Origin of the sequence: Pseudonocardia sp. WMMC193, assembly GCF_021728735.1 — a bacterium.
In the GTDB taxonomy this organism is placed as follows: domain Bacteria; phylum Actinomycetota; class Actinomycetes; order Mycobacteriales; family Pseudonocardiaceae; genus Pseudonocardia; species Pseudonocardia oroxyli.
This window is the reverse complement of sequence record NZ_JAKKDO010000001.1, coordinates 51,360-63,801: the sequence shown is the minus strand read 5'-3', so window position 1 is coordinate 63,801 and position 12,442 is coordinate 51,360. Positions and strand designations below refer to the sequence as shown.

At 68.8% G+C, this 12,442-nt stretch carries 17 protein-coding genes; 4 read left to right on the top strand and 13 right to left on the bottom strand.

Annotated features, from left to right (window positions below):
- Positions 1 to 39: 39 nt before the first annotated feature.
- Both L3X23_RS00305 and L3X23_RS00300 read right to left on the bottom strand, forming a co-directional pair.
- Entirely contained in the window at positions 40 to 1,116 is a 1,077-nt protein-coding gene (locus L3X23_RS00305; RefSeq protein WP_237190015.1) for a hypothetical protein, read from the bottom strand.
- Positions 1,117 to 1,123: 7 nt separating this feature from the next.
- On the bottom strand, positions 1,124 to 1,573 hold the full coding sequence (locus L3X23_RS00300; RefSeq protein WP_237190014.1) for a hypothetical protein: 450 nt from the start codon (positions 1,571 to 1,573) through the stop codon (positions 1,124 to 1,126).
- Between the two features lie 334 nt (positions 1,574 to 1,907).
- Here L3X23_RS00300 and L3X23_RS00295 point away from each other — a divergent pair, with 334 nt between their 5' ends.
- Together L3X23_RS00295 and L3X23_RS00290 are read left to right on the top strand one after the other, a co-directional pair.
- Positions 1,908 to 2,219, top strand: a complete 312-nt coding sequence (locus L3X23_RS00295; protein WP_237190013.1) for a transposase — start codon at positions 1,908 to 1,910, stop codon at positions 2,217 to 2,219.
- Positions 2,216 to 3,151 (top strand): IS3 family transposase, encoded by a 936-nt coding sequence (locus L3X23_RS00290; protein ID WP_237190012.1) that lies wholly within the window; start codon positions 2,216 to 2,218, stop codon positions 3,149 to 3,151. Before L3X23_RS00295 ends, L3X23_RS00290 begins: the two co-directional genes overlap by 4 nt.
- 27 nt (positions 3,152 to 3,178) lie before the next feature.
- Here L3X23_RS00290 and L3X23_RS00285 read toward each other — a convergent pair whose 3' ends face one another.
- The 6 genes from L3X23_RS00285 to L3X23_RS00260 form a co-directional block, all read right to left on the bottom strand.
- A complete protein-coding gene (locus tag L3X23_RS00285) occupies positions 3,179 to 3,382 on the bottom strand; it encodes a hypothetical protein (RefSeq protein WP_237190011.1) in 204 nt (67 codons plus the stop codon).
- Positions 3,383 to 3,392: 10 nt separating this feature from the next.
- Positions 3,393 to 3,605 carry a hypothetical protein gene (locus L3X23_RS00280; protein WP_237190010.1) on the bottom strand — a complete coding sequence of 71 codons (213 nt, stop codon included), beginning with the start codon at positions 3,603 to 3,605 and terminating at the stop codon, positions 3,393 to 3,395.
- An 89-nt stretch (positions 3,606 to 3,694) separates the two neighbouring features.
- The gene (locus tag L3X23_RS00275) at positions 3,695 to 3,898 is read right to left on the bottom strand and encodes a hypothetical protein (protein ID WP_237190009.1); all 204 of its coding nucleotides are present in this window, start codon (positions 3,896 to 3,898) and stop codon (positions 3,695 to 3,697) included.
- A gap of 134 nt (positions 3,899 to 4,032) precedes the next feature.
- Positions 4,033 to 5,109 carry a hypothetical protein gene (locus L3X23_RS00270; protein ID WP_237190008.1) on the bottom strand — a complete coding sequence of 359 codons (1,077 nt, stop codon included), beginning with the start codon at positions 5,107 to 5,109 and terminating at the stop codon, positions 4,033 to 4,035.
- Positions 5,106 to 5,405 carry a WhiB family transcriptional regulator gene (locus tag L3X23_RS00265; protein WP_374204803.1) on the bottom strand — a complete coding sequence of 100 codons (300 nt, stop codon included), beginning with the start codon at positions 5,403 to 5,405 and terminating at the stop codon, positions 5,106 to 5,108. The genes L3X23_RS00270 and L3X23_RS00265 overlap by 4 nt, the downstream gene beginning before the upstream one ends.
- 500 nt (positions 5,406 to 5,905) lie before the next feature.
- Positions 5,906 to 6,346 carry a hypothetical protein gene (locus L3X23_RS00260; RefSeq protein WP_237190007.1) on the bottom strand — a complete coding sequence of 147 codons (441 nt, stop codon included), beginning with the start codon at positions 6,344 to 6,346 and terminating at the stop codon, positions 5,906 to 5,908.
- Between the two features lie 167 nt (positions 6,347 to 6,513).
- On the opposite strand from L3X23_RS00260, the gene L3X23_RS00255 reads away from it, so the two are divergent.
- Positions 6,514 to 7,425 carry a hypothetical protein gene (locus L3X23_RS00255; RefSeq protein ID WP_237190006.1) on the top strand — a complete coding sequence of 304 codons (912 nt, stop codon included), beginning with the start codon at positions 6,514 to 6,516 and terminating at the stop codon, positions 7,423 to 7,425.
- 9 nt (positions 7,426 to 7,434) lie between these two features.
- Here the strand turns inward: L3X23_RS00255 and L3X23_RS00250 are convergent, their stop codons facing one another.
- The 4 genes from L3X23_RS00250 to L3X23_RS00235 form a co-directional block, all read right to left on the bottom strand.
- Positions 7,435 to 7,671 (bottom strand): hypothetical protein, encoded by a 237-nt coding sequence (locus tag L3X23_RS00250; protein WP_237190005.1) that lies wholly within the window; start codon positions 7,669 to 7,671, stop codon positions 7,435 to 7,437.
- Between the two features lie 62 nt (positions 7,672 to 7,733).
- Positions 7,734 to 8,603, bottom strand: coding sequence for a helix-turn-helix transcriptional regulator (locus tag L3X23_RS00245; RefSeq protein ID WP_237190004.1), 870 nt, complete (start codon positions 8,601 to 8,603; stop codon positions 7,734 to 7,736).
- The gene (locus tag L3X23_RS00240; RefSeq protein WP_237190003.1) at positions 8,596 to 9,168 is read right to left on the bottom strand and encodes a DUF6879 family protein; all 573 of its coding nucleotides are present in this window, start codon (positions 9,166 to 9,168) and stop codon (positions 8,596 to 8,598) included. The genes L3X23_RS00245 and L3X23_RS00240 overlap by 8 nt, the downstream gene beginning before the upstream one ends.
- Positions 9,165 to 9,521 (bottom strand): hypothetical protein, encoded by a 357-nt coding sequence (locus L3X23_RS00235; RefSeq protein WP_237190002.1) that lies wholly within the window; start codon positions 9,519 to 9,521, stop codon positions 9,165 to 9,167. The genes L3X23_RS00240 and L3X23_RS00235 overlap by 4 nt, the downstream gene beginning before the upstream one ends.
- A gap of 1,135 nt (positions 9,522 to 10,656) precedes the next feature.
- Between L3X23_RS00235 and L3X23_RS00230 the strand changes: the two genes are divergently transcribed.
- Positions 10,657 to 11,355 (top strand): hypothetical protein, encoded by a 699-nt coding sequence (locus L3X23_RS00230; protein ID WP_237190001.1) that lies wholly within the window; start codon positions 10,657 to 10,659, stop codon positions 11,353 to 11,355.
- A 480-nt stretch (positions 11,356 to 11,835) separates the two neighbouring features.
- Here L3X23_RS00230 and L3X23_RS00225 read toward each other — a convergent pair whose 3' ends face one another.
- Complete coding sequence (locus L3X23_RS00225) at positions 11,836 to 12,102, bottom strand: hypothetical protein (RefSeq protein ID WP_237190000.1); 267 nt, start codon at positions 12,100 to 12,102, stop codon at positions 11,836 to 11,838.
- Positions 12,103 to 12,442: the final 340 nt, after the last annotated feature.

The window sequence follows — 12,442 nt, the reverse complement described above, 5'->3', positions numbered from 1 at the left end:
GAGGGCTGTCGTGGCCCGTTTAGCCGGCCGGGGTATGGATCAGCCGCGTGCGCCGAGGTAGGTGTCGGCCTGCACGGTTCCGGACAGGGTGTCGTCGCTGAGGACCTGGTCCTGGGTCCCGATGTGGCGGGCGAAGTGAGCCGAGGCCTCCTGGGCGGAGGCGACGAACTGGCCCATGGCCTCGAACATGCGCTGGAAGTGCTCGATCGGCGCGCCGCTGACTCCTCGGCTGCTCAGGTTGGTCAGCGACAGTTCGATCTGGGTCTGCGCGTTCTGCCCGAAGGTGGCCATCTCCTGCGCGAAGCGGTGGGCTGCGGTGGGGTCGAGGGTCTCGCCGGAGGTCATGGTGCCGGTGGGGGTGGTCATCGGGAGTGCCTTTCGAATCGGGTGGACCGACGCCATTCCGGTGTCGGGGGTGGCGCGGAGTTCTTGCGTGTCGTCGGGATCGGTCTCGTGCTCGGGGTCGGGGGGCTCTGGTGCCTTCTTGTCGGCGGGGTCTGGTCCGGGCTGAGGTTGTTCGGGCTCGACGGGTTCGGGGCTGTCCGGCCGGGCGTCGGGGCTCGTCGTCTCGTGGGTGTTCGTCGGTGGGGTGGCGGTGGGAGGGGTGCTCGGGGGCGGGTCCTCGACGACCTCGGCATCGACGATGTCGTCGGGGTCCGGCGGGCCGGGATCGTCGGTGACTCGCGTGTCGGCCCACTGCGGGCCCGACTGAGGGTCCTGTTGTCGTCCGGACCAGCGCTGTCGCAGCCACCGTGCGGCTCGTTGGCGGCCGAGGTCGCCGTCGGCGTAGCGGTCGTGTCGTCGGCGTCGCCGGTCCGTGGCGTAGCCCCAGGAGTCCGACCACCACTCCCCCAAGGCCTGCCTAGCGGGCCCGGGGGGCTTCGGGGATCGGGGCCGGGCGATGCGGTCGGCGATTCGTCGGCCCAGCGCTTCTCCCACGGTCGGGCCGGAGCGTCGGGCGGCCTTGGCCATCGAGCGTTCGTGTGCTCGGGAGGCGCGCTCCCGGCGCTCCTTGATCCGGGGCGGTTCGGTCCCGCGGGCGGTCGCCATCAGTTCGGTACCGGCGTAGCGGGTGAGGCCCCAGATCAGCAGCGCTGTGAGGATGACCGGTTCCATGGGCAGCTCACCCCACGCTCAGCTGGGTCAGCGCGGCTCCGGCCTCGCCCATGGCGCCAGAGAGGAAGCTGATGAGGGAGGAGATGATCGGGACTCCTCCGGCCACTGCGATCGTCGGCAACGCGAGCGCCAGCCACGGGTGGTAGCGCTTGGGCGTGGCGGTGCGCTTCCAGAGCCCCTTCACCACGACCTCGAGCGTCGCGACGATGCAGATCGCGGAGACCAGGGCGGCCGCCGAGAACCCGACCAGCCGTGAGGTGGCGCTCGCCGCGGTGCTGGTCACGGTGCCGACGCCGCCTGCGATCGCGGCACCGGCCAGGCCTCCGATGCCGGTCCCAGCGAGCAGGAACAGCAGCGTGGTGAACTTCGGGGCGTTCTTGTGAAGGTAGAGCCAGAGGCCGATGATCAGGGCGAGTCCTGCGATCGAGCCGATGCCAGCGAGTGCTCCTGCGGTCATGATGATCTCCTCAGAGGATCCAGCAGAGGGGCGGCCACGCGGACCAGGTGGCCCAGGTGGGGACGAACATGTTCACGACGGGGATGAGGTCGAGAGCGCTTCCGACGGTCAGGGCGACGGGTATGACGGTCCAGACGCGACCGGCCGTTCGGGCCGACCAGGCCAGCAGGCTGCCTAGCACCAGCAGGGGCGCCTGAACGATCCATGCGTGCGCGGCTGCGAGGTTGCGGAGCCCGCCGTGCGTGGTGTTGGACCAGTTGCCTCGTCGGGCTGAGGTTCCCCCGCTTGCTCGGAGATCGACGATCATGGCCGAAGGGCCGTGTAAGGAGTCTCCGTGGCAGCACCGAAGAAGTACCCCGACGAGCTGCGTGAGCGCGCTGTCCGTCTCTACCGGGAGTCCGACCCCAAGCCGGTGATCCGGCGGCTGGCCGAGCAGTTGGGCGTGCACCACGAAGCGCTGCGGAACTGGATCCGCCAGGCCGAGGCCGACCACGGCGAACGCCACGACCGCCCGACCACCGCCGAGTCCGAGGAACTGCGCCGGCTGCGCAAGGAGAACACCGAACTGCGCCGCGCGAATGAGATCCTCAAGGCGGCGAGCGCTTTTTTCGCCCAGGAGATGGACCCGACAAGGAAGAGGTGGTGAAAGCCGTCGAGGCGCTGAAGGGCCGGTTCGGGATCGCCCCGATCCTGAAAGTCCTCGGTGTCGCCGCGTCGACCTACTACGGCTGGCTCGCCCAACAACGCGACCCGTCGCAGCGGCGCCGCGCCGACACCGAGCTACTCGAACAGATCCGCGAGATCCACGACCGCTCCGGCGCCACCTACGGCGCTCCGCGAGTACACGCGACCCTGCGCCGCCGCGGACGCCACGTCTCCCGCAAGCGAGTCGAGCGGCTGATGCGCGAGCACGGGCTGCAGGGCGCGTTCCTACGCAAACGCTGGCGTGTCGCCTCGACCAGGCAGAACCCGCACCACACCCCGGCTCCCGACCTGGTCAACCGCGACTTCACCGCCGCAGCGCCAGACCGGCTGTGGGTCGCCGACGCCACCCGGATCCCGTGCGGGGAGGGCGTGTTCTGGCTGGCCGCGGTCCGCGACGCCTTCTCCAACCGCATCGTGGGCTGGCGCTGCTCGGACCGCTGCGACACCGACCTCATCCTCGGCGCGCTCGAGTACGCGGTCTGGACCCGCAACGTCGCCAGCGGACAGATAGTCCACCACTCGGATCGCGGCTCGAACTATACGTCTCTAAGATTCGGGCAGCGCCTGGAAGACCACGGGATTCTCGCGTCGATGGGTTCGGTCGGCGATTCCTACGATAACGCGCTCATGGAGAACTTCTTCTCCACACTCAAGACCGAGCTCGTCTACCGGAAATCGTGGCGGACCCGCGAGGAGGCAGAGAACGAGCTGTTCGCCTACATCGACGGTTGGTACAACACCGAACGCATCCAGGCCCGCCTCGGATGGCTCTCACCGGATGAGTACGAGGCCACCTGGCACGCCCAGGAGGGCGTCCTGGACGATCAACCCGCATCACCCGCCAACGGGGCCGACCCGGCCCCGGTCAGCTAATCAGCACTCCGAGCCGGCGGGGGAACCTCAGGCAATGGCGATCAGGTCGGCGAGCGAGGGAGGCTGCTCGTTGACGAAGCGCAGCTCGTCGAGCGCGCGGGTGATGCGGGCGCGCCACGGGGGTCGGTTGGTGGGCCACAGGGAACGAGGCGCCGCGCCCGGGGGCTTCGGCGGCGCCGGGGCGAGTTCACGCGACTCGCCCGCGGCGGGTGCCTGGCTGTCGACGCTCATCGTCGGCTCCTCATCGTCGGCTCCTCGTCGTCGGGTGGAGCCGTTCGCGGGCCTGCAGAGTCAGCAGCGCGTCACCGGCGTCGATCATCTGTCTGGTGACGGTCTGCAGGATCTCCTCGGCCTGGTCGGGCTCGGGGTGGCGGCGGGCAGCGGCCCCTCGCAGGTAATCGCTGGCCGCAGTCAGGCGCTCGACGTCGCTCGTCGCCGCGGCGAAGCGGGTCATCAGTCGCGCCCTTCGTGTCATGGGCCGCGCCTTCCGCAGCGTCGTGGGCAGCTCCGCTCCTACGTTGTTGGTGCGCCGACGGCCGGCCATCACACGCACCGCAGCTCGTAGAGCACCGCCTGGTCGCAGGCGACCTCGACGCGGTAGCCGTCCTCGATGGCGTGGTCGACGGCCATGTCAACCGCGTGAGGCCAGATCGTGCGCGGCTCGTCAGCCTGTGCGTCGATCTCGCGGATCGGCTCCAGTCGCTGGCCGTCGTCGGTGATCAGAGTGAGTGCGAGCTTCTCGGTCATCTGGTGCTCCTGGTGGTGCGGGGTGCTCGCCTCCGGCCGTTGGGAGGGGTCCTTAGGCCGGAGGCGAGCAGGGCGCGTGTCCCGCTCCGCGGGCCGTGGGGCCCGCACAGGCAAGCGGAGCGGAGACACGCTGGTCAGGAAGTCGTCGGAGGCAAGGAGCGGGAGACGGCGTCGAAGGCGTCGCCCGTGAGCTGCGCTCGTCCCTTTCCGATTCCGAAGGCTTTGCGGATGGCTTCGGTGCTGGGCCGTCCGATGTCGTTGACCGGGATCCGCCCGGCGGCGATCTCTCGCTTGCTGCGTTCGTAGAGCACCACCACATCGGTGGTGACCTCATCGAGCCGGGTCGGGGAGAGCTCGTCGTGCAGGTCGGCGAAGACGTCGGAGAAGAGGCGGTTCAGGACGTGCCAGCCGACGACTGCCCCTGCGATGAGCACCGAGGGGATGGTGTTGGCGAGCAGGTCACCGGCGCTCCAGCCAAAGCGCAGGCCCCAGGGAACGACCATGAGCAGCAGCGAGGCGATCAGGAAGCCGACGTCGAACAGGACGAACGACCGTCGGACCTTCTGCCCGTGCTCGACCGCGGTGGCCTGGGCGAACAGGCTGACGATGAGGAGGACGGATGCCAGGGGCTCGACCAGGTAGGCCAGGGCGGTGCCATCCGGTCCGACGAGGCCGTCGTGGACCCGGTCGGAGTTCCAGACGACACCGGCGAACAGAACAAAGGCGGGGCCGAGCCGCAGCGCGACGTAGCGGCGATAGACCGCGGCAAGGCGCCTGTTGGGGTTCAGGAGCCGTTCTCGGCTGCGCCGAGCCCGCCCCGCCCATTCCTCGTCGGACCGGTTGCGCTGCGCCACCCGCGCGACGTTCTTCCCGGCCTTCAGCTTCTCGCCGCGCTCCAGCGCTCGCAGCTTCTCGGTGACCTTCCGGTCCGCTGCCCGCTCTCGGGAGGACAACGCCTGCTGAAGCGCCTGGTCGTCCTGCAGCGCGACGAGCCCTCTTGCTCGGCGCACCTCCTGCTCGAGGTGCCGGACATCGTCGTTACCGCGATCGGCTCGCAGCGGCCTGCGTCGTGTCGCCGCTCGCTCGTCCTGCTCCTCGTAGGGCGACTCGAGGGTCGTGGGCTCGGATGTGTCCGGGGAAAGAGCGATCGCGATCGTCTCCGAAGCGAGCTCGTCGGGGGTGAAACGGTGCCCGTTGGTCGGCGCGCTCATCGCCGGCTCCCCCGCCGACGACCGTGCGAGGCTCCACGGCGCCGAAGGGCACGGCGCTCCTGCTCCGTGGTCGCCCCCCAGATCCCGTGGTCCTGGCCCGTCTCCAACGCCAGGGCGAGGCAGCGGTCCAGTGCCGGGCAACGCTGGCAGTGGGCCTTGGCTTCAGCGATCTGCAGTAGTGCCGGGCCGCTCGTCCCGACAGGAAAGAACAGTTCGGGGTCGTCCGTGCACGGCGTCTCCGCTCGCGGCCGATCGGCTATCGCGAGCACCACCGATACGGGGGCTACGGTCGTCATGGGCGTCTGGCTTCCTCGTGGATGGGTGAGTCAGGTGTCCGCCGGGCCTCAGCGGTTGCCGCCGCTGGGGCCCTCTTCGCATCAGTCTAGTCTAGATCCGACTAATGTCTAGTCGCAATCCGACTACTTCCGGAGTGTCACCTGCTCCGTCCCTGGGCCGGCGGCGACGTTCCGCTGCGTCGCAGCCACTTCGGCCGACGCAGTCCAGGACTGCGCCCCCACACATCCCTCCGGTGCGCCGCAATCAGCAATGGCGCGGAGCTCCCTGCCCTACGAGGGCTCGACGCGCACTCGGGCGGGAGGTCGTCGCTGCATCTGGCTGGTGGTCGCGGAACGAGACGCGAGGAGCAGAGGGCCGATTGTGAGTTCTCGCCAACCGATGGTGCGGCCGTTGGCGCTGGGCCACGCCACGGGGGGTATGACGTGGCCCAGCACCAACGACACTACGGTCCGGGGATAGGGCCTGACCAGGGACGGAGCCCGCTCTCAGGTACCGCCCTTCAGGTGTCGTGCCCGAGATGGCCGGAGGCGGAGTGAGTCTGGCCGAGCGCCTCGGCCACGGGCCCCAACACGACCCGAGCGGCGTCGAGGCCGCCCTGCACCTCGCGGGCGGTCTGTGCCGGGTCTCGCCCGTCCCGTCGATCGTCATAGAGAGTCGGGTCGTCGACGAGGGCGCCGGCGTGACGCGCCGCCTGGTCGAGCACCTGGTCGAGCCGTCCGATCGCCGAGCGCAGCTCCCCGACGAACTCGTAGAGCGCAGGACCGGACGGCAGGACGTGACGTCGCCACGTCGCCCGCGCGAGATAGTGAGTCAACTCGTCAATCGCGAGCGCCGCACTGCGCACGCTCTCAGGGGTGTGCGGGCCGTCGCGGTGCCAGAACTTGCCGATGATCGCCGAGGCGTCGGGGTGACCTTCGTCGTCGAGCAGCTCGTCGGGCATGCCCGGACCGTACCGGTGGGAACCGACGAATCTGGCGGCTCCGCTGGGCTCATGGGCCCACGCGGACAATCTCCCTCCGTCCTGCGGCTCTCAACGCCCCGTGACCGGCTTACCGTCGTCTGGTGAGCTCGTCAATCCGGTACCCCGTGAGGTATCCGATCGCGCCCATGATCGCGCGCACCGCCGAGCGGATACCTACTGGTCCCAGCTGGTGTCATGAGCCGAAGTTCGACGGCTTTCGTGCGTTGGCGTTCCCGGCAGCCGACGGGACCGTCCATCTGCAGAGCCGTCAGGTTCGCAGCCTCACCACCGCGTTCCCGGAGATCGCCGCCGCGGTCGCACGGCAATGTCCGGGCGCAGTCCTCGATGGCGAGCTGGTCTGCTGGCGCAACGGCCGCCTGGACTTTCCTGGTCTGCAGCGTCGACTCGGCGGTGGCACGGCGTCCCCGGTGGGATACGTGGTGTTCGACGTCCTGGCCGTCGGGCCCCTCGACCTGCGACGGAAGTCGTATGCCGCGCGCCGAGAGCGCCTCACCCGGCTACTCGCCGGGGCCCGGCTCCCGTTGGCGCTGGTCCCGATGACGAATGATCCCGAGGTGGCGCTCACCTGGCTCACCGAGCATTCCGCGGCTGGGATCGAGGGCGTGGTGTCCAAGCACGCCGAGCACACGTACTCCACGCGGCAGCGGTGGCGGAAGGTCCGCACTAGACTCAGCGGTGAGGCCGTCGTGGGTGGGGTGATCGGCCCCGTGCGTGCCCCGAAGGCACTCGTCCTCGGGCTTCCCGACCAGCGCGGACGACTTCGGGTCGTCGGCCAGACCCTTCCCCTCCCGCGAGCTGCGCGGGACGAGCTGAGCGTGCTCCTGCGGCCGACCGACGATCACCCCTGGCCAGAGACCCTGCGTCCGAGATTCGGGAGCTCGTCTCCTCTGCACTACACACGGGTTCGGCCTGAGGTCGTCGTGGAGCTCGACGTCGACACCGCCCGCGACCAGGGGCGATGGCGTCATCCCACGGGCTATCGACGGGTCCGCCTCGACCTGCGTAGGGAAGATCTCGCCGTCCTCCCGGAGGCGTAGCCGGGCGCGCTATCGCGGGATGGGCTCTTCGGCGTCGCCGCATTGCCAGAGGACCGCGATGTAGGCGCTGACGCGCTCTGCGGGCTCTGCACCCTGTCCGTCCCAGGGGTAGCGCTCATCGACGTAGCGGCCGGCTTCATCGTGGGCCAGCCGGCGCAGCCGCTCACCACCGATCTCCAGAAGCCTCGTCTCGGCTATGTCCTGGAGGTACTCGCCGGTGTAGTAGTCGCCCTCGGCTCCGCTCACGCCAGCAGCATTCGCCCTCCTGAAGAGAGGGTCAATGCGCGCGGCGACCCGGAACGAATCGTCTACGACAGCGTCTGTGCTGACGCCTGCAGCTCGTCGCTGATGGCGGCCAGCAGCGCCGTCAGGTCGGTTCCTCGGACGGCCTGCTCGCGCTGCTCGGTGAAGAAATCGCGGTAGAGGGCGACATCGGCGGGATCGGTGACCTCCTGCTCGGCGGTCAGGGTCTCGACCTGGACGGCGGCAGGCTCGTCGGAGAACTCGAGCAGTACGAACGAATGCAGTGGACGCGCAAGCTCCTGCTGCTCGCGGCTGATCACACCGATCTCGACGTTGGGCAAAGCCGCCAGAGTCCCGATGCGGTCGAGCTGGGCGCGGCTCAGGGCGATGGTCCCCGGCCTCCAGCGCAGCGCTGTCTCCGTGATGACGACCTCGATGCGCTTGGCCTCGTCGAACAGCACGGTCTGCCGGTCCATGCGGGCGATGACGGCCGCCGGGATCGCCTCGGGGGGTACGAGGCTGTGCACCTCGAGGAGCCTCCGCGTGTACTCCGGGGTCTGGAGCAGCCCAGGTACCACTTCGGACTGGAAGATCAGGATCTCAGTGGCGTCGACGTCACGGACGGCTCGGACTCGCTGCTGGGTGGCGTGGTCGGGTCGGTCGGCGTTGCGCCACGGGCGCACGCGGGTGCCGAGCTCCGCCGCCTCTCCGAGAACGGCCTCGCGGACCTCGTCGTCAGCACGGCACTGGTCCAGCCAGCTCTCGATATCGGTGCTGGTGAAGCCGGTCCGAGCATTTTCGATCTTGGAGACCTTGCTCTGTGACCAACCGAGCCCCTGCCCAAGTGCGGCCGCGGAGAGGCCGGCGTCCTGGCGCAGCTTCTTCAGCCGCTCGCCGAAACGCCGGTGCCTGGGGTCAAGGTCGTCACTACTCAACGGCACTCGCAGCGCGCGTCGGGGTGTCGTGCTCGCCGCCGCGCTGGGCCGGGACCAGGCGGTACTGGTCGTACGGCACGGAGAGCCTCAGAGCGCGCCGGCGGATGGCGACATAGGGCGCAGGATCGGCAGCCTGGCTGACGCCGAGGAACCGACCTGCATCGTCGTAGTGCTGCAGGACCGCGATCGTGTCGTCGAACAGCCAGAAGTCCTGGTGCGTCCATGCGTCGTTGTCGGCGTGCAGCCAGCGACGATCCAGGATTCGCACCTCCTCCCCTGCCGGGATGTTCTCCTGCGGGTAGGTGCTCATCTCGAAGCGGGTGTAGTCGCTGACCGGGTGCCCGAGCATCCGAACCCGACCGAAGTACTTTCCCGCCTGGACCTGGTGGCGCACGTTGGCCAGCCAGTCGTCGTCGTCCGGTGTCCGCGGAGCGAAGGGCCGCCCGGCGAGGAAGTCGTCGAAGTCCGGGTCTTCGCCCGGGATGGCGTAGGTGTCGCGACATTCCAGCCGAAAGGCGGTGTGCTCGTAGGTCCTGTAGAGCTCGTCGAGGTCCTCGGGGGTCATGCTGCCTCCTCGGTCGCTAGCGCGTCTCGGACGATGACGGCTCCGGGGAGCTCAACGCCTGCTTCGCCGGGCGGAAATGTCAGGGCGAGAACGCCGGGAGTCGTGGGGTCACCGGTCACCTCGAAGTTGAGACCGACGCGCGTCACCGCGCTGGCGCCTCGCTGTGCCGGGATCCCGTGCCCTTCGGCGCGGAGAGCTTGGGCAGCACGTTCGAGGATCTCGGCGGGAACGGCGACCGTGCCCGGCCTGACGGCGTAGCCCTGGACGATGACGGACCCACCGAACGGTCCCCAGACCGTCGGGCAGTTCCCGTTGCGGCAGTCCGGCGTGGTGGCCAGCGCGCGAGTGATCATCCTGCGTCCCCGTCTCGTAGTCGCCCACAGGTTAGTCGCTTCAAGACTAAGCGCGACTAGGGGGCTGGGCAACGGGCCCGAGACTCGAAGAGCAACCTCGCCCGCAGGACCGGAAATTTCCCGGTCATCACGTGCGTGCGCGCGCATCGCGTGTAGCTGCTCTCCCAGCCTCTCAACAGGCAGGTGGAAATTTCCACTGCGTCCCTTGCGGGCCCTCCCCCTCCACGCGGTCTGGTGGCTTCCACTGCAGCCCTCGACCACCCCGTCGCTCCGGGGCCGAGCGGCTCCCGCATCGCGACTCGCGCTCTCGATCTGAGGGGCTGGCCCGTAGGCGACCCAGGTGCAACTCTCCCGGTTCTCCGGAGCGACACGGCCGATCGAGACCCATTCACGCAATGACGGCGCGGACCGCGGAGACGATCGCCGACAAGCCCTTGAACCGTGACGCGGCCTCTCTCGTGTCAGCGTCTCTTGCCTGCGGCCTACTGACGACGGCAGCGGGAAATTTCTCGCACTCTGGAAGCCCTTCCCCCGGGGCCACACGCGACGTGCGCGCACGCGTGCGCGAGGGGGCCTCGGGGACCGGGCTCGCCTCGACGCAGGCATGCATCAGCACCTGTTCCGTGAGCTGATGGATCGCAACCGGGGGGCGCCACAGCGTCGAATCGGGCGTGGACGTGACCCTCGCCTAATGCGGTTCCATCAGCGCTAGATCGACCGTGCGGGGGCCGTCGCCCGGAGCGCCATCTACATCGTCGCCGGCCAGGTCCCTGACCTCGCCACGCTGAGGGCACGGCCACCTTCATGCGAGACCCGGATCAGCGGCCCTGCGAGAGTTCGTGCCGCTGCGAGCTGGACGGGTTCAGGTCCAAGCCGAGGAACTGGCCCACTCCACCTCAGTGTGCACACCCGTCCCTCCTTGGCCAGACCATGCCGCGACCAGCGGCTTGGATGCAGGACGGCGACTCCCGGAGAGAGTTCGGTCCGCTATGTCCGTTTGAGGACGCTCCTCTCGTCGCTTCCGGCAGACAGCGCCGCGCGTAACGCGTGGGCCACCTGTCCGGACCAGCGGAGATCCATGTGGCCCTTCCCCGGGCGCGTCAGAGAAAATCTGACGGTGGCCATACCGCCTTCCGTGAGCGCCGAGCAGGCCGATGCTGCGATCGAACGGATAGTGGAGCGGCGCCGCCGTATCGACGACCCGAACGCGTGGCGCTTGTCGGACGCCCCCATGGAAGTACTCGACTACCTGCGGAGGTACAGCCAGGGCGTCCCAGCGTGGGTCCGGGAAGCTGACGTGCTCGATGGTCTCGAACTTCGGCTCTTCCTGTGGTGGTCGGGAGAGACGATCGAGCTCTGGCTCTTGGAGCAGGCAGAGCGACTTGGAGTCCCCCCTCGCCTGGTCGGCCAACGGCTCGGCATTCGAAGCCGCCAGGGAGTGCACGACCGTCGCAGAGCGGGCCAGGAGAAGGTCGCTCGGCTACGAGGTCAGCCTGCCGTCGTCTCCACGGGCGCGAGCGCACCGGACCAGCGACAACAAGGAGACGAGCTGGAGTGGATCGCCCGGAATCAGACTCAGATCCGGTCGGCGGCCGCGGTCGGCGTCGCCCATGTCCACCTGGCCGATGAGGAGGCCGCAGACTGGCTGGCGGAAGTGGGTCGTGACCTGCGCGAAGGCGCCAGCACTCCAGGGGCTCTTCAGCTGGTCCGGTTTGCGCTGGCGGCCCTCTCTTCCTCGCCTGAGGTTCGCGCGCTCGAGGACAGCCATCCGCTCCAGGAGGCCCTCGCGCGCTGGTCCGAGCTGTTCTCTACCTATCCCGGCGGTGCACGATGATCTTGTCGGCGGCTCAGGACTCCGCCCACAGGTCCTCCACTGGCTTGCGCTCATACTTCCCGTGCCGCGTTTGATGCGCTGCTACGGTCCGTCGGTGACCGCTGGCGAGGTGTCAGGGATGGTGTCGCCCCGAATGGCGATGGAGCTTCGTGAGCTCGGCTACTTCGTCGACGCCTCGCAGGTCGATGAGGCTGTCGAGGATCGGCCTCTCTCTGAGGTGCCAGGCGTGGCCTGGTCTCCCGCTGAGGACACTCCCCTGCCGCGCGACATCCCGACCTGCCCTGTGTGCGGCTGGCCTCGCTGCCGCCACTTTCGCGACACAGTTCCGGCGTTGACCGTCGACTGACGGCTCCCGGGGGACGAAACCGCTGGTCGCGCACCCCGCAGGAGCCATTCCTCCATGCGGTGTCTTGGAAACCCGGTTTCCAAGACACCACGCGGCCGCCGCAGTTACTAACCGCCGAGGCCTCGGGACGCTTCCTAGTAGTTACCGAGTCCCTTCGAGCGGCTGGCACGCGGATCGTTCGGGCCATCAGGTCCATAGACCAGACGCTCGGCACCCTTCACCAGGTCTCGCCTGGGGTCTCTGCCCTGCACAAGGCAGTCGAGCGCCGCGGCGAACGAGAAGCCCACATCCCGTCCGCGGAGTCCCGCGTATGCGCCCTGCTGGGCAAGGTGTCGCAGCTCCGCAGCAGCGGCGACCAGGAGGTGCTTCTCGGCGGCGGCAGGACTCAAGTACTCGGACACGAGAGGCACGGTATACGAACATATGTTCGACCTCTAGCTGGTCAACCCACTTCAGGCAGCCTCCTCGCTCAGCCTTCATGGGCTGATGGGCTTGGAAACCCGGTTTCCAGGCACAGACTTGCTCCATTCGTGCACCTCGGCACTCAGTAACGAGCCGGCGTGTCCCCGACGGGACTCGCCGAGCTAGCCGGTACAGTTCCCGGTACTTACCCGACTAGCGCTGTTCGAGGTGTCCATGAGGGAAAGTGCGCTGGTCGCGAGGCGCGACGAGCACGGGGACGAGGTCCTCGTGGTCTACAGACCCATCCCGTTTACTCTTGACCAGACTGCTCGGGCGATG